23 protein-coding genes are annotated in these 24641 nt (G+C 67.5%); 13 read left to right on the top strand and 10 right to left on the bottom strand.

Features of this window, described 5'->3' with window-relative positions:
- Positions 1 to 19 precede the first annotated feature (19 nt).
- A complete protein-coding gene (locus DPV79_RS25945; protein ID WP_021162030.1) occupies positions 20 to 1126 on the top strand; it encodes a porin in 1107 nt (368 codons plus the stop codon).
- Positions 1127 to 1214: 88 nt separating this feature from the next.
- Here DPV79_RS25945 and DPV79_RS25950 read toward each other — a convergent pair whose 3' ends face one another.
- The 3 genes from DPV79_RS25950 to DPV79_RS25960 all read right to left on the bottom strand — a co-directional run bounded on the left by DPV79_RS25950 (position 1215) and on the right by DPV79_RS25960 (position 4538).
- The gene (locus DPV79_RS25950; protein WP_279636596.1) at positions 1215 to 1727 is read right to left on the bottom strand and encodes a cysteine hydrolase family protein; all 513 of its coding nucleotides are present in this window, start codon (positions 1725 to 1727) and stop codon (positions 1215 to 1217) included.
- Positions 1728 to 1989: 262 nt separating this feature from the next.
- Positions 1990 to 3309 (bottom strand): MFS transporter, encoded by a 1320-nt coding sequence (locus DPV79_RS25955; protein WP_059589001.1) that lies wholly within the window; start codon positions 3307 to 3309, stop codon positions 1990 to 1992.
- Between the two features lie 44 nt (positions 3310 to 3353).
- On the bottom strand, positions 3354 to 4538 hold the full coding sequence (locus DPV79_RS25960; protein ID WP_113046810.1) for a M20 aminoacylase family protein: 1185 nt from the start codon (positions 4536 to 4538) through the stop codon (positions 3354 to 3356).
- Positions 4539 to 4720: 182 nt separating this feature from the next.
- Here DPV79_RS25960 and DPV79_RS25965 point away from each other — a divergent pair, with 182 nt between their 5' ends.
- Positions 4721 to 5623 carry a LysR substrate-binding domain-containing protein gene (locus DPV79_RS25965; RefSeq protein WP_027791844.1) on the top strand — a complete coding sequence of 301 codons (903 nt, stop codon included), beginning with the start codon at positions 4721 to 4723 and terminating at the stop codon, positions 5621 to 5623.
- Between the two features lie 208 nt (positions 5624 to 5831).
- A complete protein-coding gene (gene ppnP, locus DPV79_RS25970) occupies positions 5832 to 6152 on the top strand; it encodes a pyrimidine/purine nucleoside phosphorylase (RefSeq protein ID WP_021162026.1) in 321 nt (106 codons plus the stop codon).
- 84 nt (positions 6153 to 6236) lie between these two features.
- Here the strand turns inward: ppnP and DPV79_RS25975 are convergent, their stop codons facing one another.
- From DPV79_RS25975 to DPV79_RS25990, 4 genes are all read right to left on the bottom strand, one after another.
- Positions 6237 to 6572 carry a hypothetical protein gene (locus DPV79_RS25975; RefSeq protein WP_021162025.1) on the bottom strand — a complete coding sequence of 112 codons (336 nt, stop codon included), beginning with the start codon at positions 6570 to 6572 and terminating at the stop codon, positions 6237 to 6239.
- 482 nt (positions 6573 to 7054) lie between these two features.
- Positions 7055 to 8842 (bottom strand): chloride channel protein, encoded by a 1788-nt coding sequence (locus DPV79_RS25980; RefSeq protein WP_113046811.1) that lies wholly within the window; start codon positions 8840 to 8842, stop codon positions 7055 to 7057.
- A 20-nt stretch (positions 8843 to 8862) separates the two neighbouring features.
- The gene (locus DPV79_RS25985) at positions 8863 to 9276 is read right to left on the bottom strand and encodes a MarR family winged helix-turn-helix transcriptional regulator (protein ID WP_021162022.1); all 414 of its coding nucleotides are present in this window, start codon (positions 9274 to 9276) and stop codon (positions 8863 to 8865) included.
- 132 nt (positions 9277 to 9408) lie between these two features.
- A complete protein-coding gene (locus DPV79_RS25990; protein WP_059488050.1) occupies positions 9409 to 10584 on the bottom strand; it encodes an HPP family protein in 1176 nt (391 codons plus the stop codon).
- 364 nt (positions 10585 to 10948) lie between these two features.
- On the opposite strand from DPV79_RS25990, the gene DPV79_RS25995 reads away from it, so the two are divergent.
- From DPV79_RS25995 to DPV79_RS26010, 5 genes are all read left to right on the top strand, one after another.
- Entirely contained in the window at positions 10949 to 11917 is a 969-nt protein-coding gene (locus DPV79_RS25995; protein ID WP_021162020.1) for a LysR family transcriptional regulator, read from the top strand.
- A 101-nt stretch (positions 11918 to 12018) separates the two neighbouring features.
- Positions 12019 to 12927 (top strand): LysR family transcriptional regulator, encoded by a 909-nt coding sequence (locus DPV79_RS26000; RefSeq protein WP_113046812.1) that lies wholly within the window; start codon positions 12019 to 12021, stop codon positions 12925 to 12927.
- A 286-nt stretch (positions 12928 to 13213) separates the two neighbouring features.
- On the top strand, positions 13214 to 13459 hold the full coding sequence (locus DPV79_RS42785) for a hypothetical protein (protein WP_155638216.1): 246 nt from the start codon (positions 13214 to 13216) through the stop codon (positions 13457 to 13459).
- 136 nt (positions 13460 to 13595) lie between these two features.
- Positions 13596 to 14369, top strand: coding sequence for a hypothetical protein (locus DPV79_RS26005; protein WP_059496838.1), 774 nt, complete (start codon positions 13596 to 13598; stop codon positions 14367 to 14369).
- Between the two features lie 20 nt (positions 14370 to 14389).
- Entirely contained in the window at positions 14390 to 15523 is a 1134-nt protein-coding gene (locus tag DPV79_RS26010; RefSeq protein ID WP_113046813.1) for a transporter substrate-binding and LysM peptidoglycan-binding domain-containing protein, read from the top strand.
- A 90-nt stretch (positions 15524 to 15613) separates the two neighbouring features.
- On the opposite strand, the gene DPV79_RS26015 is transcribed toward DPV79_RS26010, so the two are convergent.
- Positions 15614 to 16702, bottom strand: coding sequence for a calcium:cation antiporter (locus DPV79_RS26015; RefSeq protein ID WP_021162015.1), 1089 nt, complete (start codon positions 16700 to 16702; stop codon positions 15614 to 15616).
- A 550-nt stretch (positions 16703 to 17252) separates the two neighbouring features.
- Between DPV79_RS26015 and DPV79_RS26025 the strand changes: the two genes are divergently transcribed.
- The 5 genes from DPV79_RS26025 to DPV79_RS26045 all read left to right on the top strand — a co-directional run bounded on the left by DPV79_RS26025 (position 17253) and on the right by DPV79_RS26045 (position 22998).
- A complete protein-coding gene (locus DPV79_RS26025; protein WP_113046814.1) occupies positions 17253 to 18809 on the top strand; it encodes a 3-hydroxyacyl-CoA dehydrogenase in 1557 nt (518 codons plus the stop codon).
- A 58-nt stretch (positions 18810 to 18867) separates the two neighbouring features.
- Positions 18868 to 20190, top strand: coding sequence for a phenylacetate--CoA ligase PaaK (gene paaK, locus DPV79_RS26030; protein ID WP_113046815.1), 1323 nt, complete (start codon positions 18868 to 18870; stop codon positions 20188 to 20190).
- A gap of 38 nt (positions 20191 to 20228) precedes the next feature.
- On the top strand, positions 20229 to 21029 hold the full coding sequence (locus DPV79_RS26035; RefSeq protein ID WP_113046816.1) for an enoyl-CoA hydratase-related protein: 801 nt from the start codon (positions 20229 to 20231) through the stop codon (positions 21027 to 21029).
- Between the two features lie 121 nt (positions 21030 to 21150).
- A complete protein-coding gene (locus DPV79_RS26040) occupies positions 21151 to 21822 on the top strand; it encodes a MarC family protein (RefSeq protein WP_021162011.1) in 672 nt (223 codons plus the stop codon).
- 195 nt (positions 21823 to 22017) lie between these two features.
- Positions 22018 to 22998 (top strand): aldo/keto reductase, encoded by a 981-nt coding sequence (locus DPV79_RS26045; protein ID WP_059496827.1) that lies wholly within the window; start codon positions 22018 to 22020, stop codon positions 22996 to 22998.
- Between the two features lie 20 nt (positions 22999 to 23018).
- Here the strand turns inward: DPV79_RS26045 and DPV79_RS26050 are convergent, their stop codons facing one another.
- Together DPV79_RS26050 and DPV79_RS26055 are read right to left on the bottom strand one after the other, a co-directional pair.
- Entirely contained in the window at positions 23019 to 23885 is an 867-nt protein-coding gene (locus DPV79_RS26050) for a CPBP family intramembrane glutamic endopeptidase (protein WP_059488036.1), read from the bottom strand.
- Between the two features lie 74 nt (positions 23886 to 23959).
- Positions 23960 to 24616, bottom strand: a complete 657-nt coding sequence (locus DPV79_RS26055) for a VC0807 family protein (RefSeq protein WP_027791830.1) — start codon at positions 24614 to 24616, stop codon at positions 23960 to 23962.
- Positions 24617 to 24641: the final 25 nt, after the last annotated feature.

Below are 24641 nucleotides of genomic sequence, written 5' to 3' on the forward strand. Positions count from 1 at the left end.
ACTCCGAGGGGGCATCATTTTGCGACTCAAACATTTCGCATGGCTGATCGCGGCCGCCACACCGGCGGCTGCCTTTGCACAGACGAGCGTGACGCTGTACGGCCGGATCGACGGCGGCATCGAATACCTGAACCACATCGCGCAGCCGAACGGCGGCAGTGCGACCCGCTGGAGTGCCGAAGGCGGCGACTGGGGCACCAGCATGTTCGGCTTGAAGGGCTTCGAGGATCTCGGCGGCGGGCTGTCGACGGTCTTCAACCTGGAGACCGCGTTCCAGGTGATGAACGGCACGACGGGCGGCGGGCGCATGTGGTCGCGGCGCGCATATGTCGGGCTCAAGAGCGACACGTGGGGCCAGCTGCAGGCCGGCCGAAACCTGTTCATCGACAGCGACGGGGTGTGGGAATTCGACCCGTTCGTCCAGCAGGCGTTTTCGTCGGCATCGCTCGTGCGCGGCCGCAACTGGCAGCAGACCAGCAACAACATCGAATATCACAGCCCCGTGATCGGCGGCTTCGACGTGCAGGCGCAATATGCGTTCGGCAACCAGTCGCGCGGCTTCAACTACGGCGCGGCCGACGATTTCGGCCGCTCGGACGGGATCATGATCTCGTACCACTCACCGTTGCTCGACGTACGCGGCATCTATGATGAGCTGCGCGACAACAACGGCAAGTTCAGCAACATCTTTACCGCATCGCGCGAGTATTTCGTCGGTGCGAACGTCAAGGTGTCGAAGTTCAAGATCCAGGGCGCGTATACGCACTACCAGGCGCCGGACAGCCCGGCCGGGGTGGCCGATCGCGCCGATCACTATTGGCTCGGTGCGACCTACACCGCGACGCCGCAATGGGCCGTGACGGGCGGCGGTTACTACGTGAAGGTGGGTGACGGCGGTGGAGACGCGTCGCACGATCCGTCGGGGCACGCGATGATGTACGTGCTCGGCACCACGTACAACCTGTCGAAGCGCACGTTCCTGTACGGCACGGTCGCGTATGTGCGCAACGGCGGGAATTCGAACTTCTCGCTGCTCGCGACGCCGCGTGATGCGACGTCGGGGACGAGCCCCATGACGGGCGAGTCGCAGACGGGGGCGTATGTGGGGATGATGCATACGTTTTGAGCGGCGAAGGTATACGCCTTGCACGCAACAACGCACGAACGGTTGCCGCCCGTGCGTTGTTGCTTCGACGGCGCGTGCCCGTTGCCGGTCAGAACACGCATGCGTCGGTCGTGGTAAGCGTCGCGAACGGCCCCCCAAGCGTCGCATTGTGATGCGCGACGATCCGCTCGGCCGGCAGTTCGGGCGTATCCATGCAGGTATGCGCGTCGGTCACGAGCACCGCACGAAAACCATGATCGGCGGCCGCACGGCACGCCGTGTCGACGCAGTACTGCGTCTTCACCCCCGCGATCACGATCTCGCCGATGCCGGCCGCCTGCAGCCATGCGGCGAGCGGCGTGCCGGTGAAGCAGCTTGACTGCGTTTTGGCGAACACGGTATCGCGTGCGGCATCGATTGCGAGTTCGGGCAACAGTGCGGTCAGCGGCGAGTCGGGTGCGATCGGCGAACCGGCGGGGCCGGTGTGCCGCACCGCAAATACCGGTGCGCCGGCTTCATGCGCGCGGCCGATCAACCGGTTGATGTTCGCGAGCACGCGTTCGCCGTCGTAGGGCCGCTCGGGGCCGTGATACAGGCCGACCTGCATGTCGACGACGAGCAGTGCGCGTTTCGGGGAAGAGGTTTAGGGCATGGCGTTTCTCCTGAGTGACCGATACGGACGGAGAAACGACAAGACCCCGTCCGGAACCGGCGGGGCCTGTGAGGAATCGTGGCGCTACGACCTCGCGCGCACTCGCCGCACGAGCCCGCCGAAGGCGGTCGTGCGCGTCGTGGTCGAGGAGGCGGTCGTGGTGTGGCGCATGGAGCGATCATGCCGGATGCGCACGTACTGCGTCAATCGCGCATCCGGCATCGCCCACCGGTCAGTCGAGTGCCTTCCCGGCTTTTTCGTCCATGCAGCGGATGGCGAGCAGCGTGAACGCGCCGCACCCAATCGCATACCACGCCGGCGCATTCGGGTTGCCGGTTGCCGCGATCAGCCACGTGACGAAGAACTGCGCGAAGCCGCCGAAGATCGCAACGCCCACGCTGTACACGAGTGCGCCGCCCGTCGCGCGCACCGCACGCGGGAACAGCTCGCCGAGCATCGCACCCGTCGCACCGACGTTGATCGCGTGCACGATCGACAGCGCGGCGATGATCGACAGCAGCGACACCGCGCCCGGCCAGCGGTTCAGCGCGATGAATGCCGGATAGATCGCGACCATCAGCACGATGCGCGTCCACCAGACGATCCGGTTGCGCCCGTACACGTCCGACAGGTGGCCGCCGATCGGCGTCACGAGCATCAGGATTGCGCCCGCGACGCAGCCGGCCGTCATCGACAGCCAGGTCGGCAGATGCAACACCTGCACGCCGTAGATCGCCATGTAGAACACGATGATGTAGTGGATCGACGTGCCGCCGATCGTCACGCCGAGGCCCGCGAACACGGCCTTGCCGTGATGGCGCAGCACGTCGGCGAGCGGCAGCGATGCGACCGGCTCGTCGTGCGTGGCGGCGGGCGCGGCGGCCGGCACTTCCTCGACGGTGCGGCGCAGCCAGTAGCCGAGCGGCACGAACAGCGTGCCGATGATGAACGGGACGCGCCAGCCCCAGCTTTCGAGCTGCGCGGCATTGAGCGTCGACGTCAGCGCGACGCCGGTCAGCGCACCGGCGAGCGCGGCGAGTCCCTGGCTCGAGAACTGGAACGATGCGTAGAAGCCGCGACGATGCTGCGGCGCCTGTTCGAGCAGCAGCGTGGTCGACGCGCCGACTTCGCCGCCCGACGCGAACCCTTGCAGCAGGCGCGCGAGCACGAGCAGGAGCGGGGCGGCGAGGCCGATCTGCGCGTAGGTCGGCGCGACGGCGATCGTCGCGGTGCCGAGCGCCATCAGCAACAGCGTGAGGATCATCGCCTTCTTGCGGCCGGCACGGTCGGCATACATGCCGATCACGAGCCCGCCGAGCGGGCGCGTGACGAAGCCGACACCGAAGCTCGCGACCGCGAGCATCAATTGCCCGAACGACGAATGCACGGGAAAGAACAGCTTGCCGATCAGGATCGCGAAGAAGCTGTAGACCGTGAAGTCGTAGAACTCGAGCGCGTTGCCGACGGCGGCGGCCGCGATCAGCCGGCGTTTCTTCGCGGCGGCGCGAGCATCGACCGGCGTGCCGGCGAGCGAAAGGGCGGACGTTTCCATGTGGGGTTCCCCCGGTTGGCGCGAAACGATGGGATGAAGGGCCGTCAGGCCGCGAGCCAGGCTTCGGCGATGCGAACCCAGTAGCTCGCGCCGATCGCGAGGATGTCGTCGTTGAAGTCGTAGCCGGGGTTGTGCACCATGCAGCCGCCCTTGCTGCCGATCCCGTTGCCGATGAATGCGTAGCAGCCGGGGCGCGCTTCGAGCATGAACGCGAAATCCTCGCTGCCCATCAGCGGCGCTGTGTCGGTTTCGACACGCTCGGCGCCGAGCATCCGGCGCGCGATGTCGGCCGCGAATGCAGTCGGCTCGGCGTGATTGACGAGCACCGGGTAGCCGTAGTCGTAGTCGACTTCCGCCGTGACGCCGAAGCTTTCCGCCTGGCCTTTCGCGAGCGCTTCGATGCGGCGCGCGAGCAGCGCGCGCACGTCGGCGTTCAGCGCGCGCACCGACAGCTTCATCACGACGGTTTCGGGAATGATGTTGAAGGTCTCGCCGGCCTGCACGCTGCCGACCGTGATCACGGCCGCATGCTGCGCATCGACCTCGCGCGCGACGATCGTCTGCAGCGCGACCATGATGCTGCCCGCGGCCGACATCGGATCGCGCGCGAAATGCGGCATCGCGCCGTGGCCGCCGACACCGCGCAGCGTGATCGTCACACGGTCGGCCGATGCCATCGCGGCGCCGGCGCGGAAGGCCATGTCGCCGGCCGCGCGGCCCGGCATGTTGTGGATCGCGAAGATCGCGTCGCACGGGAAACGGTCGAACAGGCCGTCGTCCATCATCGCCTTCGCGCCGCCGAAGTTTTCCTCGGCCGGCTGGAAGATCAGGTTCAGCGTGCCGGAGAACCGGCGCGTCGCCGCGAGGTGGCGCGCCGCGCACAGCAGCATCGCGGTGTGGCCGTCGTGGCCGCACGCATGCATCTTGTTCGCATGGCGGCTCGCGTACGGCAGGCCGGTGGCCTCCGCGAGCGGCAGTGCATCCATGTCGGCACGCAGCCCGACCGTGCGTGTGCCTTGCCCTTCGCGCAGCACGCCGACCACGCCCGTCTTGCCGATGCCGCGATGCACGTCGTAACCCCAGCCGGCGAGCAGCTCGGCGACGAGGTCGCTCGTGAGCGTTTCCTCGAATGCGAGTTCGGGGTGAGCGTGGATGCGGCGGCGCACCTCGACCAGCTCGGGCGCGATCGCGGCGATACCGGGGATGACGGGGTTCACGGCTTGCAGCATGGTCTCTCCTGTGGGGCGGCTGGGGCGTTTGACGCACATATGACGAGCAAGCATATAAATTTCTTTTGCGTACCAGAAGCTGATAAATTGCTTTGGTGCTCACCACCGGTTGCCGCTCGGGAATACCCTGAGCCGGTGTGTGCCGTGCAGCACAGGGTTTCCACGGATCACGCGTCGCCGCCATGAAATACCATCAGCTGAAAGCGTTCGTCACCGTCGCGGAAGAGGGGAGCATTCGCGCGGCCGCGCGGCGCCTGAACGTGTCGCCGGCGGCATTGACGAAGGCGGTCAAGGAACTGGAGATCGCGCTCGGCGTGTCGCTCGTCGTGCGCACCGCGCGCGGCGTCCAGCTCACCGCGTTCGGCCAGCAGTTGCAGGTGCGCGCGCGGCTGATCGTCGCCGAAATGCAGCGCGCCCGCGACGACATCGAGCAGGCGCAGGGGGCGATGACGGGCTCCGTCGCGGCGGCGGTCACGCCGGCCGCCGCGGTGACGATCCTGCCCGATGCGTTTCGCGCGTTCCGGCGGCGTTTTCCGGTGGCGCGCGTCAGTATCGTCGAAGGGTTTCCGGGCGTCGCGCTGCCGCGGCTGCACGACGGCTCGCTGGATTTCGCGGTGGCCGTCGTCGTGCCCGAACTGCTGGCCGCCGAGTTCGATCACGCCGAACTGTATTCGAGCCGTTCGCTGATCGTTGCGCGCAAGGGGCATCCGCTCGCATCGGCCACGTCGCTCGCCGATCTCGTCGAAGCCGACTGGCTGATGAATCCGTCGCCCGAAAGCTCGACGCAGGTGCTGTTCAATTCGTTCGTCGCCTACGGGTTGCCGGTGCCGGCGCGCGTCGTCGAATGCCCGAGCTTCGGGCTCGCGCGCAGCCTGATGATGGGTTGCGACCTGATTGCCTCGATGCCCGAGCAGCTGCTGCAGGGCGAGTGGGCGCGCGACCAGTTCGCGGTCCTGCCGATCCGCGAGCGGTTGCCGGCCGTATCGGTGCAGGTCATCACACGTCGCGACAGCCCGCTGACGCCGGCAGCGGCCATGCTGCTCGATTGCCTGCGCGATTCCGCGAGGCGCAAGGGGCTGCTGTGAACCTGCACCGGCGGCCAGCGACCATCATGTGTCGTTATCCTGACGATCTGGCGTGCGGCGTTGCGGTTGCCCGGCAGGCACGTGGCTTGCGCGGCGCACACGTCATCGCGGCGCCCGCCGCGCGAGCCGGTATCATAGCGGCCGGCCCGCCGCTCCGGCCGGCCTCCAACAACATCGCCATCCGGCATCCAGCAAGCAGAGGCATTTCATGACCAGTGCAACCCAATTCGACAACGTATCGATCGTCAAGCGCGCGAACGTCTATTTCGACGGCAAGTGCGTGTCGCATACCGTGCTCTTCCCGGACGGCACGCGCAAGACGCTCGGCGTGATCCTGCCGTGCGCGCTCAACTTCGGCACCGATGCGCCCGAATTGATGGAAGTGCAGGCCGGCAAGTGCCGCGTGAAGCTCGACGGCAGCAGCGAATGGCAGACCTACGGCGCCGGCGAATCGTTCTCGGTGCCGGGCAAGAGTCGCTTCGACATCGAAGTGCTCGAGACGCTCGATTACGTCTGCAGCTACCTGTAAGACGCGCGCAGCAAAAGAAAAGCCCCGCCGAAGCGGGGCTCGTCACAAGCGGATGGCGCAAGGCCATCCGGAGCGCCTGTTCTCTTACAGGCAGGCGTTGATGTCGCCGGCCGACGATGCGTCGCCGCCGCGGAAACCGACCCACGTCTTTGCATTCGCGGCGTTGGCCGGGCGCACGACGGCCGCGGCGCCGTTCGGCGGCTGCTGGCCCGGCGCATACACGGCCATGGCGAGGCCGTTCGCGAGTTCATACTGCGACGTCACTTGTTGCTGCGACTTGTCGGCCCAGGTCTTGGCGATGCATTGCGCGACCTGGTCGGCGGGCTTCTGGCTTTGTCCCACGTTTTGGAGGGCAGAATCGGCTGCATGAGCAGAAAATGCCACGGTCAATGCGATGAGCGGTAAGTATTTCGCGTTCACGTTATCTCCCTCGAGTCGTGATTGATTGAGTGGGATGCGCAGCAGGACTGCGTGCAAGTGAGATCGCATCGAACAAGCACGGTTCCGGCTATTCCGAAACAAGTTGTTAACGCGCTTGCCAAATGGCGACTCCGATGCTGTGCACTTTGCTGCGGCACGGCATGCATCGTGTGCGGCTCGACGTCATGCGCGGCGTGGTCGGCGCGCTGCCCGGTCGTGTGGTGAAGGGATGGTCGCGGCGAGCGGCATGCGTGTGCATGCCGTGCCGCAACTCTTTATTTGATTGTGCGCAGTGGAATGGCTGATGGTTGGCCCCGTCGCATGAGCACCATGATGACAAACTTTCGGCCGTCGAATTGTTAACCAACTTTAAACAGGGGAAGCGACGGAATGCGACGCGGCACGCGACGGGCGTGCCGCGTCGTGCGCAGAGGTGACGCGAGCGGCGCGTGCGCGGCGAGGGTGCCGCGCAGTGCAGTGGGTCAGCCGGCCTTGCGCGTGCCGATGTCGCGCAGGTTGGCCGGGACGATCGGGCGGAAGCGCTCGCGCTTCTGTTCGTCGTCGACGTGCTGCAACGCGGGCTTGATGAGGTCGCTGCGCGATACGATGCCCGTGATGCGCATCGAGTGCTCGTCGGCGACGACGGGCAGGCGCTCGAGCCCGAGCATCGCGAGTCGCGACGCGACGACGCGGCACGTTTCGTGCGCTTGGGCAATCGCAGGCGCACGATCGGCGAACGCGCGCGAGATCGGCGTGTCGGCTGCAGCCTGCGCGCGCTGCGCATCGAGCGTCGCGCGATCGACGAGACCGAGCAGGCGCCCGTTCTGCACGACCGGGTACGCACGGTGCGTCTGCTTCGCGCCGAAGTACCGCGACTCGACGGCATCGAGCGTCGCCGCGCCGTCGATCGTGACGAGCAGGTCGGCGGACGTCATCACTTCGCCGATGTCGTGCCGTTCGAGCGGATCGACGCCGTATTCGCGATAGATGTGATAGCCGCGGCGTGCGATCTTTTCCGTCATGATCGAGCGTTTCATCACGATGGTTGCGAAGCCGTGCGCGACGAGCGTCGCCGCGAGCAGCGGCAGCAGCGCGTTCGCGTCATGCGTGAGGCCGAACGCGAACACGATCGCGGTGAGCGGGGCGCCGAGCGTCGCGCCGAGGGTCGCGGCCATGCACACGAGCGGCCACAGTATCGGGTCGCCGCCGGGCAGCATCGGCGACAGCACGGTGCCGAGGCCGGCGCCGAGCATCAGCAGCGGAGCGAGCACGCCGCCCGACGTGCCCGAGCCGAGCGCGATCACCCACATCACGGCTTTCACGATCAGCAGCGCGAGCGCGATCTTCAAGGCGATGTGCTGGTGCAGCAGGTCGCCGATCACGTCGTAGCCGACGCCGAGCGCGCGCGGCTCGAGCCAGCCGCCGATGCCGATCACGATCGCGCCGAGCGCGGGCCACCACATCCAGTGCACCGGCAGCTTCGCGAAGGTGTCCTCGACGCGGTACAGCGCGGCCGACAGCCCGCATGCGAGCAGGCCCGACAGCAGGCCCGCGACGATGCACGACAGCAGCGCGACGGGTGTCGGCGCGGCCGTCGTCAGCGGAAACAGCGGATCGACGCCGAAGAACACGGCGCGGGCGAAACCCGCCACCGCGCATGCCAGGGCGACCGGCAGGAAACTGCGCGGACGCCATTCGAACAGCAGCAGTTCGACCGCGAGCAGCACGGCGGCGACCGGCGTGCCGAACACGGCCGTCATGCCGGCGGCCGCGCCGGCGACGAGCAGCGTCTTGCGCTCGGCGGCGGTCACGTGCACGCACTGCGCGATCAGCGAGCCGAGTGCGCCGCCCGTCATGATGATCGGGCCTTCGGCGCCGAACGGGCCGCCGCTGCCGATCACGACGCCGGACGACAGCGGCTTGAGGATCGCGACCTTCGGCGACATGCGGCTCTTGCCGAACAGGATCGCCTCGATCGCTTCCGGAATGCCGTGGCCGCGGATCTTTTCCGAACCGAAGCGCGCCATCAACCCCACGATCAGCCCGCCGATCACCGGCACCACGATCACCCACGCGCCCAGCGTGTTGTTAGCGGGCGAGCGTTCGACGAACGAGAACTGCTGGAAGAAGAACAGGTTCGTGAACAGATGGATCAGGCTCAACAGCACGAACGCGGCAAGCGTGCTGAGCAGGCCGATCCCGGCGGCAAGCAACGCGATCCTGGGCAGGCGTTCGTTGGTCGAGAAATCGCGTTTGTGTGGGGCGTTCATCGGCGCGGAAAAGGAAAGGGTCAGAAATCGATCTGCGGAACCTGGAACGCGCCCTTGAGCGACTTCAGCTCGGCGCGGTGCATGGCCGCGAGGCGGGCGAGCAGCGTCTCGCCGGCCGGCTCGAGGTGAACCTCGACCTGCCGGCGATCCGCTTCGCTGGTCTTGCGCTTCACGAGGCCGAGCGCTTCGCAGCGCGTGACCAGCGCGACGACTCCGTGATGCTGCGCCTGCAGGCGTTCCGCGAGTTCGCCGATGGTCGCCCATTCGCGATGCGGGTAGCCCTTGATGTGCAGCAACAGCAGGTATTGCAGCGGCGTCACGCCCTCGCTTTGCGCGGCGCGCTCGGAGAAGCGCTCGAAGCGGCGCATCTGGTAGCGGAACTCGGATAGTTGCTGGAAATCGCTTTTCGTCAGCGCGCGTCGGGTATCGTTCATCGAGGTCGGTCGGGCAGTCGGTTACGGTGACGTTGAATATATCACAACATGATATAAATAGCCGAATTCGTGCAGACAGGACGCGTTCCGCGTTGCACCGGCCGCTACATGGCGTTACGTGCGCGGCACACGTCAGGCGGCATCGAGCATTTGCGTCTGCCGATAGAGGCCCGTGACGAGATCCGTCTGGGTAATGATCCCGACGAGCCGGTGCGATTCATCGACGACCGGAATGTGGTGGTGGCCCGAATGCGTCAACAGCGGGACGAGCGCGGTGATCGGCATCGTTTCCGGCACGCACGCGACGTCGCGGGTCATCACGGAGGCGACGCTCGCCGGCTGGCCGCCGAACGATTGCGGCAGCCGCGCGGACAGGCGTTGCCACAGCGGGGTCGGGCGGCGCGGCTGGCGCGTCAGGTCGGCGCGCGTGACGATGCCGGTCAGGCGGCCTTCGCCGTCGACGACGGGCAGCGCCTTCACGCGATGACGGTCGAGCAGCGTGAGCGCGGCCATTACCGATGTCGACGGCGCGACTTCGATCGCGTTCTTCGTCATCAGGTCGGCGCACGAGAGTTGGCCGAACGTGCGTGAGTAGGCCTGCATCTCGGTTTCGCGCAGCAGTGCTTCCAGGTCGTCCGGATCGACGTCGAGCCATTCGCCGCGGCGCTCGAGCACCGCGTCGAGGTCGCCGCGTGTGAAGCGGCCGCGCGCCGGAGTGGCGCCGCCCGCCTGCGGTTTCGCTTCGGGGCGCATGCCGCCGTGCGGGTAGCGGTGCCCGGTCAGCGTGTGATAGGCGAGTGCGGCGGACAGCAGGATGGCCGATTGCAGCGCGATCGGCTCCAGCACGAAGCGGAACCCGAGCGAATGGATCGCAGGGCCGCCGACCACGGCCGTGAGCGCGACGGCGCCCGACGGCGGGTGCACGCAGCGCAGCGCGAACATGCCGCCGATCGCGCACGCGATCGCGACCGCGGCGGCCGTGATCGGATCGGCGATCCATTGCGCGCAGGCGACACCGACCGTCGCCGCGACGAGATTGCCGCCGATGATCGACCACGGCTGCGCGAGCGGACTCGCCGGCACCGCGAACAGCAGCACGGCCGACGCGCCCATCGGCGCGACGAGCAGCGGCACGAGGCCCGGTACGCCAGGCAGCACGCGCATGGTCACGCCGACTGTCGCGATGCCGACGAGCGCGCCCATGCACGAACGCAGGCGCTCGCGCCAGCCCAGCGACATCGGATGGGGAATGAAGCTGTGCAGCCATTGCCGCAACGTGCGGCGCGACGGAGGTGAGCCTGACGACATGGACGGTAAGCGGTAAAGATGACAGCGCGGGCGCGCGCAGCGACGAGCCGCGAATTATATCTCGTTGTGATATAAATTGTCGCGCCGCATCAAGACGTTGCATGTGCGTGGCATGCGTGTCTTGCAAAAACCTTTCATCCGATGAAAGGTTGCGGTCCTGGCAATAGCGCAAATTTGTCTGTAGCGGCGTACAATTCGGGCCACTGAATCCCCCCTTCATGCCAGAACCACGTACGCGATGCCCGCTCTCCCGCCTTTCTCCCGGCACGGTGATCGATTCGACGTGGTTCGCGGCCGCGTTCCGTTCCTCACCTGACGCGAGCGCTGCCGACGCCTCCCCACTGACTCTCCCCAAGCCAATTCAATGGACATGCTCGAAAACATGCGCCTGTTCGTGCGCGTTGTCGAAGCCGGCAGTTTTACTGCGGTCGCGAAGGAAATCGACGCGACCACCGCGCAGGTGTCGCGCGCGGTTTCGAACCTCGAAGCGCACGTACAGACGCGCCTGCTGCATCGCACGACGCGCCACCTCGGCCTCACCGAAAGCGGCGAACGCTATTTCGAGCGCGCGAAATCGATCCTCGCGGAAATCGACTACGCGAACGCGGAGGCGCGCAACGCACTGCTGCGGCCGAGCGGCAAGATGCGCATCCACGCGATGACGGGGCTCGGGCAGAGTCATGTCGTGTCGTCGATCGTTCGCTACCAGGAGGACAACCCCGACGTGTCGGTCGAGCTGACGCTTGCGCAGCGGATGCCGAATCTCGTCGAGGAGGGTTATGACGTCTCGATCGTGACGGCGTCGCAACTGCCCGATTCGGGCTACGTCGCGCAGACCTGCGGCACGAGCTGCAGCGTGCTCGTCGCGTCGCGCGAATACCTGGCGCGCCACGGCACGCCGCAGTCGCCCGACGAATTGCCGAACCACGTGTGCCTGCGCCTCGACACGCCCGCATCGCCGGCCGGCGAATGGCGGCTCGAGCGCAACGATGGCGAGGAGGCCGTCTACGAGCTGCAGCCCGCGCCGTTCCAGGTCAACGTGCCGGACGCGCTGTGTGTCGCGGTGCGCGCCGGGCGCGGGATCGCGTGCGTCGCACTGTATACGGTGCTCGACGACATCCGCGAAGGGCGGCTGATCCGCGTGTTGCCCGATTATCGGCTGCAGACGGTGAGCGTGTATGCCGTCTACGCGACGCGCCGTTATCTCGACGCGAAGATCCGCACGTTCCTCGACCACCTGCGCACGACGCTCACGCCCGCGCTGGAGGACGACCTGCGCGAACTCGACCGGCTGACCACCGAACAGTCGCCGGGCGGCCGCAAGCGCGCCTGACGTCCTGCGCGGCCCCGGCCGTGCATCGGGTGCAATCGAGTATGGAAATCGTATCGATATCGGTCTAACGTCCAGAGACGATCGATCGATTCAAGAATTGCATGATTGAACTGCACCAGCTTCGCTGCTTCGTCGCGGTCGCCGAGGAACTGCATTTCGGTCGCGCGGCCCGGCGGCTCTTCATGACCCAGCCGCCGCTCAGCCGGCAGATCCAGCTGCTCGAGCATGCGCTCGGCATCGCGCTGCTCGAACGCAGCAGCCGGCAGGTCAGCCTGACCGCGGCCGGCGAGCGGTTCCTGCGCGACGCGCGGCACATTCTCGAATTCTCCGCACGGGCCGAGCAGGCCGCGCAGCGCGTCGCGCATGGCGGCGCCGGCCGCATCACGCTCGGCTTCACGGCGGTCAGCGCGTACCGGATGATCCCGATGCTGCTGGCGCATGCCGCGCATGCGCTGCCGGACGTCGACGTCGAATTGCGCGAGATGGTGTCGACCGTGCAGATCGATGCGCTGGCGTCGCGGATGCTCGACGCGGGCTTCGTGCGCCAGCGGGCCGCCCGCCAGCCGCTCGAATACCGGCTCGTGCAGCGCGAACCGATGCTGGTCGCGGTCGCGGAGGGGGCGCCGCTCGCCGCGTGCGAGCGCATCGGCCCCGACGATCTCGACCGGCAGCCGTTCATCGCGTATTCGCCGAACGAGGGGAAATACTTCCACGACCTGATCTCGGGCCTGTTCGCGAACGCGGGGCGGCTGCCGAACTACCTGCATTACGTCGGGCAGACGCATACGATCCTGGGCCTCGTACGCGCGGGCCTGGGCGCCGCCCTCGTACCGGCGTCGGCGTGCGAACTGCATGTCGACGGCGTGGTGTTCCGGCCGCTGGCGGGCACCGACGTGGCGGCCGAGCTGTATCTCGCATGGCGCACGGACAACGACAATCCTGCGTTGCCGGTGTTCAATGCGATGGTCGAGCGGTTTCTCGCGCAGGAGCGGGGCGGCGCGGCGACGTGATGCGCCGGGGCATCCGCCCGGCGATGTGACAAGCTTTCAGTCCGGAAGGGGGGCGCATGCGATGACAAGCAATCCTGACCGAGCACGACGGGTCGCAGTCCTGCGAATCCTTACCGTACTGAAAGCCGTTTCGCTGCCGGTGTTCCAGCGGAGGAACGCAGCGCTTCGCTGCACTGCGACAACTGCTTGACGCTGCATGCCGGTCGGCGCAGGATACGCTCGTGCATTTGGAGCGGGACGCGCCGGCCGCGCGGTTCCTGCACCCGCGATACGCAGAAGAACAACGATGAGCCTTTACGCACTCGTACCGGAATACCGGCCCCGCGTCTGTCGGCCCGCCGGAACCACGCTTCTCCCGACGCCCGTCGCGTCACGTATCCGTCATCCCGTTTCGTACCGTGCCTCGGTACGCTTTCCCGTTCGCGCGCGAGCCGCGACGACGAACGGCGCCCGTCCGGCGCGCCGCATCGCGGCACCGTCCGCCATCCTTCATGACCGCATCCTGAACGGCGCCTACACCGGCGTCTCGTGACGCCCGTCGCGCCCGTCCTTGTATTGCGCCGCCGGTTTTGCCTGGCTGCCCGGCGGCACCGAAGTCCGAAGCATTTCGATTGAGCTTGAAAGAGCACACGCAAGCAGTTCGGTTCGAGGTTCAAGGAGAAAAACTCATGTCGCAGCTTTCGAATGAAGAAGCAAACGGCAGTTCGGGGAGTAGCAAGGTCAAGCTGGTCAAGTGGGCGATCATCATCGCCGGCGTCGCGATCGCGGCCCCGGCCGCGCTGTTCATCCTGAAGGGGGTGATCGCGCTGGTCACGGCGGGCGTGATCGGTCTCGGCGCGATCTACTTGGCGCCGGTCATCGCGATGAAGTTCGCGAACCAGAAGGTGAAGATGATCGTCGAGGAGGCGCAGGCGAATCCGATCGAGACGCTGATCAACCAGCTCGCGGAAAAGCGCCAGGCGGCACAGAAATTCGCGGACAGCATCACCGCGTTCCGTACCGAGGTGAAGAACTTCGAGAACAAGACGGAACTGTTCGAGAAGCAGTATCCGGACGACGCGCCGCGCTTCAGGCAGCAGCTCGACACGATGAAGCAACTGCTCTCGTTCCGCGAGGGGCGCTACAAGCAGGTGCAGGCCGAGCTGAAGAACTTTGCGTCGGCGATCGACCGCGCGAAGGCGATGTGGGACATGTCGCAGGCCGCGCAGCAGATGAACAAGCTCGCGGGCCGGCAGGCGTCCGACACGTTCGAGCAGATCAAGACCGACGTGGCCGTCGATTCGGTGATGCGCTCGGTCAACAAGGCGTTCTCCGAAATGGAGACGTCGCTGATGGATAACCCCGAGGTCAAGCAGGCGCAGCAGCAGGCGGTGGCGAACGCACCGCACGCGCCCGGGCTCGATGCGGCGAACCCCGCGCAGCTGCCGTCGAAACAACAATAACTTCCTGCAGGCACGCAACCATGAAAAAACTGCTTGGCGCCATCGCGTTTCTGGTAGTGCTCGTCGGCGTATGGATCGTTCATCAGGGCGGCCTGTCGACGCTGATTCCCGCGCATGACGCGGCCCCGGCCTCGACATCCGCGCAAAACGGCGACAGCGGCCAGTCGGCGCAGACGCCGCCGTCGGCCAGCGTGCTGCCGGCCGGCTTCACGCCGCAGGCCAGCACGCTGAAATCGATCGCCGAAAACGGCATCGTGCGGATCTCGGTGCAGAACCCGAGCGAACCGTTCTTCGGCGAGGACAAGGGCTCGCCGCACGGCTTCAACGTCGAGTTCGCGCGGCTGCTGTTCGCGGACCCGTCGTTCTCGCACGGCGGCAAGCCGGTCGTCGTCGATACGCGTCACGAGGTCGACACGTACCCCGGCGTGCCGAAGCAACTGCTCGATACCGACGCGAAGGGGAACCACGTGGTCGACGTGGCGATGGACGGGCTGACGTTCCCGGACAACACGCCGGCGGGCGTCGTCTATTCGGTGCCGTACGTCGACGATTTCGGCTATTCGCTGATCGTGCGGCAAGGCGCCGCGATCCGCTCGACCGACGATCTCACGGGCAAGACGGTCGGCATCCTGAAGGGCGACCCGGACGTGCGTGCGTTCGTCACGCGCCAGTACCCGAACGTGAAGTTCGTCGAAGTCGACGATTCCGATCCGGCGTTCATCGCGAAGAGCATCGACGGCCATGCGGTCGATGCGTTCATCTACGACTATCCGTTCGCGGTCAGCTCGATCAAGGGCACCGACCTGAAATTCGCGGTGACCAAGCTCGACGGCTCGAACATCGCGTACAAGATCGGCGTGCGCGCGGATGACCAGGATCTGCTGATTTACCTGAACGCCGCGATCGCGAAGCTCAAGCAGTCGCCGCAGTATCTCGAGCTGCTGCGCAAGTACTTCGTCAGCGACCAGGCGGTGACGACCGCGGCCGCGTCGGGCGAACACACGTACGTGGTGAAGGCGGGCGACACGCTGAACATGATCGCGGCGAGCAAGCTCGGCAGCGGCCAGCGTTATCGCGAGATTCAACGCCGCAACAACCTCGCCAACCCGAACCTGATCCTGGCGGGCCAGCATCTGGTGATTCCGGTGCGCTGACGGCGGCGTGAAGTGAGCGAAATGGAAGGGACGTGAAGGACTGCGTGCGGCCCGGCGGAGGTGATTCGCCGGGCCGCGCGCAGGTGGGCGTCAGTGGGTGATCGACAGGAACAGGTACGCGGCGAACAGCGACAGGTGCACGACGCCGTGCAGCACCGTCGTGCGGCCCTGGCTGAGCGTCAGCGTGCTGACGAGCAGCGTCAGTGCCAGCAGCACGGTTTCCATCGGGCCGATGCCGAGCGTGAGCGGCTGGCCGACCCAGATGAACACGGCCGCGACGGTCGGGATCGTGAGCCCGATACTCGCGAGCGCCGACCCGAGCGCAAGGTTCATGCTGGTCTGCAGGCGATTCGCGCGTGCGGCGGTGACGGCCGCGAGCCCTTCCGGCAGCAGCACGAGCGCGGCGATCACGATACCGACCGCGGCTTCGGGCGCACCGAGCCGCAATACGGCATGCTCGACGGCCGGCGACAGCAGCTTCGCGAGCAGCACGACCGCGACGAGGCTCGCGAACAGCAGCAGCAGGCTGATCAGCGCGGTGCGGCTGCTCGGCGGCGCCGCGTGCACCGATTCGTTCGCGCTGTCGTGCGCGGTGAGAAAGTAGTCGCGGTGACGCACGGTCTGCACGAACACGAATGCGCCGTACAGCACGAGCGACGACACACCGGCGAACGCGAGCTGCGATTTCGAAAAGAACGGGCCCGGTGCGGCGTTCAGGTAGTTCGGCATCACGAGCGACAGCACGGACAGGGAAGCCAGCACCGCGAGCGCCTTGCTCGCGCCGCGCCCCTGGAAGTCCTGCTCGCCGTGCTTCCACGCGCCGACCAGCAGGCAGATGCCGACGATACCGTTGCAGATGATCATCACGGCGGCGAACACGGTGTCGCGTGCGAGGCCCGATTTCTCGGGGCCGGCGCCGAGCATTACCGACACGATCAGCGCGACTTCGATGACGGTCACGGCGACTGCGAGCACGAGCGTGCCGAACGGTTCGCCGACCCGATGGGCGACGACTTCGGCGTGGTGGACGGCGGCGAACACGGCGCCGGCGAGTGCGGCGGCGAACACCGCGATGACGAGGCCTTCGGCCGGCACGACGCGCGACAGCGCGAGGACCAGCCATGCGGCAAGCGGGGCCACGAGGGTCCAGCGCGGGAGCTGGTTGGACGAGAGCGGCATGGAGGGTTTCCTTATGCGAGTGGCGACGCGCGACGCGCCGTCACGGGTTGACGAAGCCCGGCCGTACTATCCGCCGAACGAGGGTGATGAAACCGAAGGGCGGCAGCACGCAACGGTGCTGCCCTGGGTTCGCTGCCGCGCGGCAGCGAGGGGCGCGGGCGGGCCGGAGCCCGTCGCGGGATGAAACGATTCGATGCGGCCGCCGCAAACGGCGAGGCGGGCGCGTGAGACGACGCGCGTGCCGGAGGCTCGATTCCGACCCCGGAAGGGCGGCCGGCAATGGACGGCGGTGGCGGCGTGACACGCGGTTTCCCCCTGAAATCCGGCGGTTTGCCGAATTTTATCAGGCGTTCGGGGGTCACTATCTCATATTCGAGTGCTTTCATTGACCTTTCGGTTTGCAAAAAGTGCCCCGATCGTTCGAATTTTTTGTCTTTGCAGTTTCCGTAACGGTCTCTTGCACGACAAATTCGGGCACGCCCTGACATAAATCTACCGACCGGTCGGTTTATAATCGCTCGCACTTCCACTTCATGACGGATCGCAAGCGATGGCTGTTTCTTCTGCACATTCGGTGAACTCGGGCGCGCTGGCGCCGTCGGCCGTCGTCGGCGTGATCGGTGCCGGCGCGATGGGCGCGGGCATTGCGCAGGTCGCGGCGGCGGCCGGCCATACGGTGCTGCTGTACGACCTGAACGAAGCCGCTTGCGACAAGGCACTGGCCGGCATCCGCGCGCAGTTCACGCGGCTCGCGGAGAAGGGGCGGCTCGAACCGGCCCAGGCCGATGCGGCAGGCAGCCGGCTCCGCGCGGTGCGTGCGCTGGCCGATTTCGCGGGTGCCGCGCTGATCGTCGAGGCGGCCGCCGAGCGGCTCGACGTGAAGCGCGAGATCTTCGCGACGCTCGAGCGCCATGTCGACGACGCGTGCCTGCTGGCGACCAACACGTCGTCGATCTCGATCACGTCGATCGCGGCCGGGCTGCGCGCGCCGCAGCGCGTCGCCGGCCTGCATTTCTTCAACCCGGCCCCGCTGATGGCGCTCGTCGAGGTGGTCAGCGGGCTCGCGACCGCGCCCGAAGTCGCACAGGTGCTGGTTGCGACCGCCGCCGCGTGGGGCAAGCAGCCCGTGATGGCCAAATCGACGCCGGGCTTCATCGTGAACCGCGTCGCACGGCCGTATTACGCGGAGGCGCTGCGCGTGCTGAACGAACAGGGTGGTGCGCCGGCGTCGATCGACGCGGTGATGCGCGAGGCCGGCGGCTTCCGGATGGGGCCGTTCGAGCTGATGGACCTGATCGGCCACGACGTGAACTTCGCGGTGACCGAATCGGTGTTCCGCGCGTACTTCAACGATCCGCGCTACACGCCGTCGCTGATCCAGCAGGAACTCGTGAACGCGGGTTTCCTCGGGCGCAAGTCGGGGCGCGGTTTCTACTCGTATGCGGACGGCGCGACGCCGCCCGCGCCCGATCTCGAAGCCCCGCGCGACGCGCCGGCCGACGTCGCGCTGTTTGCGCAGGACGGCCCGGCCGCCGCGCTGCATACGCGCTTCACCGCACGCATCGCGGGCGCCCGGCAGGCCGGCACGCATGCGGACGACCTGCTCGCGACGGCCGGCCGTGCATCGATCGCGCTGACCGACGGCCGCACCGCGACCGCGCGCGCCGCGCAGACGGGCGTGGCCGATCTCGTGCTGGTCGACCTGGCGCGCGATTACACGCAGGCCGGGCTCGTCGCGCTGACGCGTGCGCTCCAGTGCAGCGACGCGGCCTATGCGGACGCGGTCGGCCTGTTCCAGCAGGCGGGTTTTCGCGTCGTCGGCGTCGCGGACGTGCCGGGCATGGTCGCGATGCGCACCGTCGCGATGCTCGCGAACGAGGCGGCCGACACGGTGAACCAGGGCGTGTGCTCGCCCGCCGATCTCGATCTCGCGATGGAGAAGGGCGTGAACTACCCGTGCGGCCCGCTCGCGTGGGCCGATGCGATCGGCGTCGGCCGCGTGTTTCGCGTGCTGTCGAACCTCGCGGCGAGCTACGGCGAGGACCGCTATCGCGTGTCGCCGCGCATCGCCGCACTGCATGCGGCCGGCCGCACGTTCCGGTCGTAACGCCGGCTTCGTCACCTCGAACACGATAACGACATCACTCCATTGGAGGAGCACCCCGATGACCCACCCGACGCATCCCGCCGCCGCCCTCGAGCCGATCGAGACCGCCAGCCGCGACGAACTGCAGGCACTGCAGCTCGAGCGCATGAAGTGGTCGCTGCGCCACGCGTACGACAACGTCCCGCACTATCGCCGCACGTTCGACGCGGCGGGCGTGCATCCGGACGACCTGAAGTCGCTCGCCGATCTCGCGAAGTTCCCGTTCTCGACCAAGAGCGATTTGCGCGACAACTATCCGTTCGGGCTGTTCGCGGTGCCGCGCGAGCAGGTCGTGCGCGTGCACGCGTCGAGCGGTACGACGGGCAAGCCGACGGTGGTCGGCTACACCGCGCGCGACATCGATACCTGGGCGAACGTGACCGCGCGCTCGATCCGCGCGGCCGGCGGCCGCCCGGGCGACACGCTGCACAACGCGTTCGGCTACGGCCTCTTCACGGGCGGCCTCGGGATTCACTACGGCGCGGAGCGGCTCGGCTGCATGGTTGTGCCGATGTCGGGCGGGCAGACCGAGAAGCAGGTGCAACTGATCCGCGATTTCGAGCCGAAGATCATCCTCGTCACGCCGTCGTACATGCTGAACCTGATCGACGAGATGGTGCGACAGGGGATGGACCCGGCCGAGTCGTCGCTGAAGATCGGCGTCTTCGGTGCCGAGCCGTGGACGCAGGCGCTGCGCGAGGAAGTGGAGACGCGCGTGGGCATCGACGCGCTGGACATCTACGGGCTGTCGGAAGTGATGGGGCCGGGCGTCGCGTGCGAATGCGTCGAGACGAAGGACGGCCCGGTGATCTGGGAAGACCATTTCTATCCGGAGATCATCGATCCCGTCACGGGCGAAGTGCTGCCCGACGGCAGCCAGGGCGAGCTCGTGTTCACGTCGCTGACGAAGGAAGCGATGCCGGTGATCCGCTACCGCACGCGCGACCTCACCGCGCTGCTGCCGCCCACCGCGCGCGCGATGCGCCGGCTCGCGAAGATCACCGGCCGCTCCGACGACATGCTGATCGTGCGCGGCGTGAACGTGTTCCCGAGCCAGATCGAGGAGATCGTCGTCGCGCTGCCGCAGCTGTCGGGCCAGTTCCAGATCACGCTGTCGCGCGACGGTCACATGGACCGGCTCGACCTCGCGGTCGAACTGCGCTCCGAAGCGGCCGCGTCCGTCACCGAAAGCGATCGCGCGGCGCTCGCGCGCGAGCTGCAGCACCGGATCAAGACGATGGTCGGCGTGTCGTCCGGCGTGACGGTGCTGGCGGCCGGCGGCATTCCCGCGACCGCGACCGGCAAGGCCCGGCGCGTGATCGACCGCCGCCAGGCCGCGTAATTCCGATGTTTGCCGTTCTACCCGAGGAAACCTGTTCGATGGATGGATTGAAGACCCTGGCCGTCACGGTCGATGCGCGCGGCATCGCAACCGTCGCATTGCAGCGCGGCGACGTGCTCAACGCGTTCGACGAAACGATGATCGCCGAACTGACCGCCGCGTTCACCACGCTCGGCTCGCGCGACGACGTGCGCGCGATCGTGCTGCGTTCGGACGGCCGCGCGTTCTGCGCGGGCGCCGACCTGCAGTGGATGCAGCGCGCGAGCGCGAACGACGCGGCCGCGAACCTGCGCGATGCGGAGCGGTTCGCCGCGATGATGCGCGCGATCCGGCAATGCCCGAAGCCGACGGTGGCGCGCGTGCAAGGTCACGCGTTCGGCGGCGGCGTCGGCCTGTGCGCGGCGTGCGACATCGTGATTGCGAGCGATCACGCGCGTTTCTCGGTCAGCGAGGCACGCTTCGGGATCCTGCCGGCCGTGATCGGGCCGTATCTGGTCGAGGCGGTCGGCCAGCGCCAGGCGCGGCGGCTCGCGCTCACCGCGACGCAGCTCGCCGCCGGCGAGGCGGTCGCGATCGGCCTGATCCACCAGGCCGTGCCGCTCGATTCGCTCGACGAAGCACTCGACCGGACGCTCGCCGAATTCGGCCGGAACGGCCCGAACGCGCTGATGGAGATCAAGCGCTTCTTCGACACGATCGGCGAGTATCCGTCGTCCGACGAGCGCGCGGCGTTCACCGCGCAGACGATCTCCCGCGTGCGGGCGACGCCGGAAGCGAAGGAAGGCTTCGCCGCGTTTTTCGCGAAGCGGCCGCCGGCATGGGAGGCGGGCGCCGAATAAGCGCAAGCGGAGACGCTCGGCGGCGCAACGGGCGAGCCCGCATTTTGCGCCGCGGGCGCTTGCTCTACAATGCGTGACCCCCGGCGCCCCGCCGGCCCAGCCCCGACCGATTCTTCATCCGATGATCGTCAACCGCCTTATCTCCGAGATCCTGTTCGGCTTCACCGGCCTGATCGGCATCATCAACCCGATCGGCATCGCGTTCCTGTTTCTCGAGCGGACCGAGGCGCTCACCGAACACGAGCGGGACCTGCTCGCCCGGAAGGTCGCGTTCAACTCGTTCATCGTGCTGCTGGTCGCGTTTTTCGCCGGCACGCCGGTGCTGCATTTCTTCGGGATCTCGATGGAAGCGCTGCGGATCGGCGGCGGCTTCGCGGTTGCCGTGGCCGGCTGGCAGATGCTGAACGAACCCGACGGGCCGGGCGGCGGCGACACGCCGGTCAAGCCGATCGACGCGAACGCGATCATGACGCGCGCGTTCTTCCCGCTGACCGTGCCGCTGACGGTCGGCCCCGGCTCGATCGCGACCGCGATCGCGCTGAACGCGAACCGCACGCACAAGCTGTCGGAGTTCATGCTGTCGAGCATCGTGTCGATCGCCGTGTCCGTGCTGGTCGCGGTCGTGATCTGGCAGGTCTACAGCCGCTCCGCGCTGCTGTCGCGCTACCTCGGCAGCGAAGGCACCAAGGTCGCGAAGCGCGTGTCGGCGTTCCTGCTGCTGTGCATCGGCGTGCAGATCATGCTGACCGGCTTTTCCGCGTTCCTGCAGCCGATCGCCGACCAGGCCAAGTAAGCGGCCCGAGCCGCAGCGCACGTCCCGCGCAGACGGCGCCTCGCTCGGTCTCGCACGCCCTCGCGCCGGCGAACGCCCCTTCGTCCGACGCGGCGACGCCGCACGTCTTTTTGCCGCCCGGGATACCATGCGACGGTCCGGCGGATGCGCGGCGCGCAACCGGCCGTCAGCTCAACTTCAATCGCGAGGCGTGCAATGGAATACGTGAAATTCGGATCGACAGGGCTGGAAGTGTCCAGACTGGTGCTGGGTTGCATGACGTTCGGCGAACCGTCACGCGGCTCGCACCCGTGGACGCTGCCGGAAGCGGAGAGCCGCCCGATCATCCAGCGGGCGATCGAAGCCGGCATCAACTTCTTCGATACCGCGAACATCTATTCGGACGGCACGTCGGAGGAGATCGTCGGCCGCGCGCTGCGCGATTTCGCGAAACGCGACGAGATCGTGATCGCGACCAAGGTGTTCTACCGGATGCGGCCGGGGCCGAACGGCGCGGGGCTGTCGCGCAAGGCGATCATGACCGACATCGACCAGAGCCTGAAGCGGCTCGGCACCGATTACGTCGATCTCTACCAGATTCACCGCTGGGATTACGGCACGCCGATCGAGGAGACGCTCGAGGCGCTGCACGACGTCGTGAAGGCCGGCAAGGCGCGTTATATCGGCGCGTCGTCGATGTTCGCGTGGCAGTTCGCGAAGGCGCTGCATACGTCGAAGCAGCACGGCTGGACCCGCTTCGTCAGCATGCAGAACCACCTGAACCTGCTGTATCGGGAAGAAGAGCGCGAAATGCTGCCGCTGTGCGCAGACGAGGGGATCGCGGTGATTCCATGGAGCCCGCTCGCGCGTGGCCGCCTGACGCGCAACTGGGACGAGTCGACCGAGCGGCAGCAGAGCGACGAGGTCGGCCAGCGGCTTTACGATGCGACGGCGCAGTCGGACAGGGCGGTCGTCGACGCCGTTGCGACGATCGCGGCCGCACGGAACGTGCCGCGTGCGCAGGTGGCACTCGCGTGGGTCGCGCAGAAGGCCGGGGTCACCGCGCCGATCGTCGGTATTTCGAAGCCGCGGCAACTGGACGACGCACTGGCCGCGCTCGAACTGAAACTGACCGACGACGAGATCGCCACGCTCGAACGCCCGTACGTGCCGCACGCGATCGCCGGGTTCAACTGAGCGGCGGTGCCGCGCGGCCGTCAGCGCGCGGCGGCGAGCATCGGGTAGGTGAACAGTCCGAAGTGGATGACGTTGAGCCCCGCATGCGCGAGCGCGGACGCGAGCAGTCCGCCGCGCCGCCATGCGAGGCCGTAGCCGACGCCGGCCACCGTGCCGAGCACGATCCATGACCAGCCGCCGGCCGCATGCGCGGCGCCGAACAGCACCGCGCCGATCGCCAGCGCGGCCCAGGGCCCCCACGCGAACGCACCGAACGCGCGCGTCAGCCCGCCCTGCACGTAACCGCGGAACAGCGCTTCCTCGGCGAGCGTCACGAGCAGCAGGTTATTGACGAGCCACAGCCAGCCCGACGCCGGCCACTTGGGCGCCCAGCCGACCATGCCGAACGCGAGCGCGCCGGCCAGGCACGCGGCCGCCGTGGCGACGGCCGCCACCGCGCCGGTGCGCAGCGCGCGCGACAGCGGGACGTCGGGGGCGACCCACGGCAGCACCCACACCAGCCACAGGCCGACGAGCGGCTTGTCGAGGTTCAGGTACATCGTGAACGGGACGGCATCCGGCGTGAAGCGCGTCGGGGCGATCACGAGGGGATTGTGGAAGCCGGGAAGCAGGTGCAGGCTGAGCGCGATCGCGAGTGCGGCGAAGACGGCGTGCGCGGCGATGCGCACCGCGCGCGGGCGCCCGGGCATCACGCCCCAGGCGGCCCCGGCCAGCAACGCGAGCGGCGCCAGCGCGAGCGGCGCGAGCTTGCCGAACGCCAGCGCGCACGCATAACCGAGCGCGGCAAGGCCGACGCTCAGCCCGTGCTGCGGGCGATACCACGCAAACGCGGCGGCCGCGAACAGGGCGAGCCAGATCGTGGCGGATGGAAGGAGCGAGAGGGACATGACAGGAGCGGCATTCGTCGGACGAGACGCCGCGCATCATACAGCAGCCTTCCGGTCATGCCGGCCGGGAGCCGTCAGCGGCCGGCGGTTTCGGTGACGCCGTCGCGGCCCGGGATGTGGACGCTGTTGCGCACGCGCATCCGCCGCCGGTACCAGAACGTCCACGTTAGCAGACAGCCGAACACGGTATAGCCGATGATCGGCGACACGACCAGCACGCGTTCGACCGGCCAGGTCACGACCATCCAGCAGCGCAGCAGCATTTCCAGCGTCATGAACCCGCCCCAGACGAAGGTCATGCGCCGGAGCATCTGTCGCAGCCCCGGCTGCGCGTTCCAGACCGCTTCGAAATGCGCGGCACCGCCATCCATTTCGCGGGCGATGGTGGCGCGGGCGAGATAGAAGATCAGCGGGCGTTCGCGGAACAGCGACAGCAGGAACACGACGCCGATCGTGCCCGACGCGAGCGATTCGCGCATCAGCAGCGTGCGCGCGCTGCCGCCGAACGCCATCCCGATGATAGACAGCGCGATGCCGAGCAGCACGATGGCCGCCACCGCATCGACGCGGCGCGAGCGGATGAATTCGACGATCGACCAGATGACCGGTGGGACCGCCGACGCGTACAGCGCGCCGGTTTCGCCGAAATACGGCTGCGCGGCCCGGTAGGCAACCCAGGGCAGCACCAGGTTGACGAAGAGTTCGAGAATCAGTCCGGCTCGCGGTTTCACGGTGAGCAATTCCACGCAGGTTGGG

This window comes from Burkholderia reimsis (assembly GCF_003294055.1).
Taxonomy (GTDB): domain Bacteria; phylum Pseudomonadota; class Gammaproteobacteria; order Burkholderiales; family Burkholderiaceae; genus Burkholderia; species Burkholderia cepacia.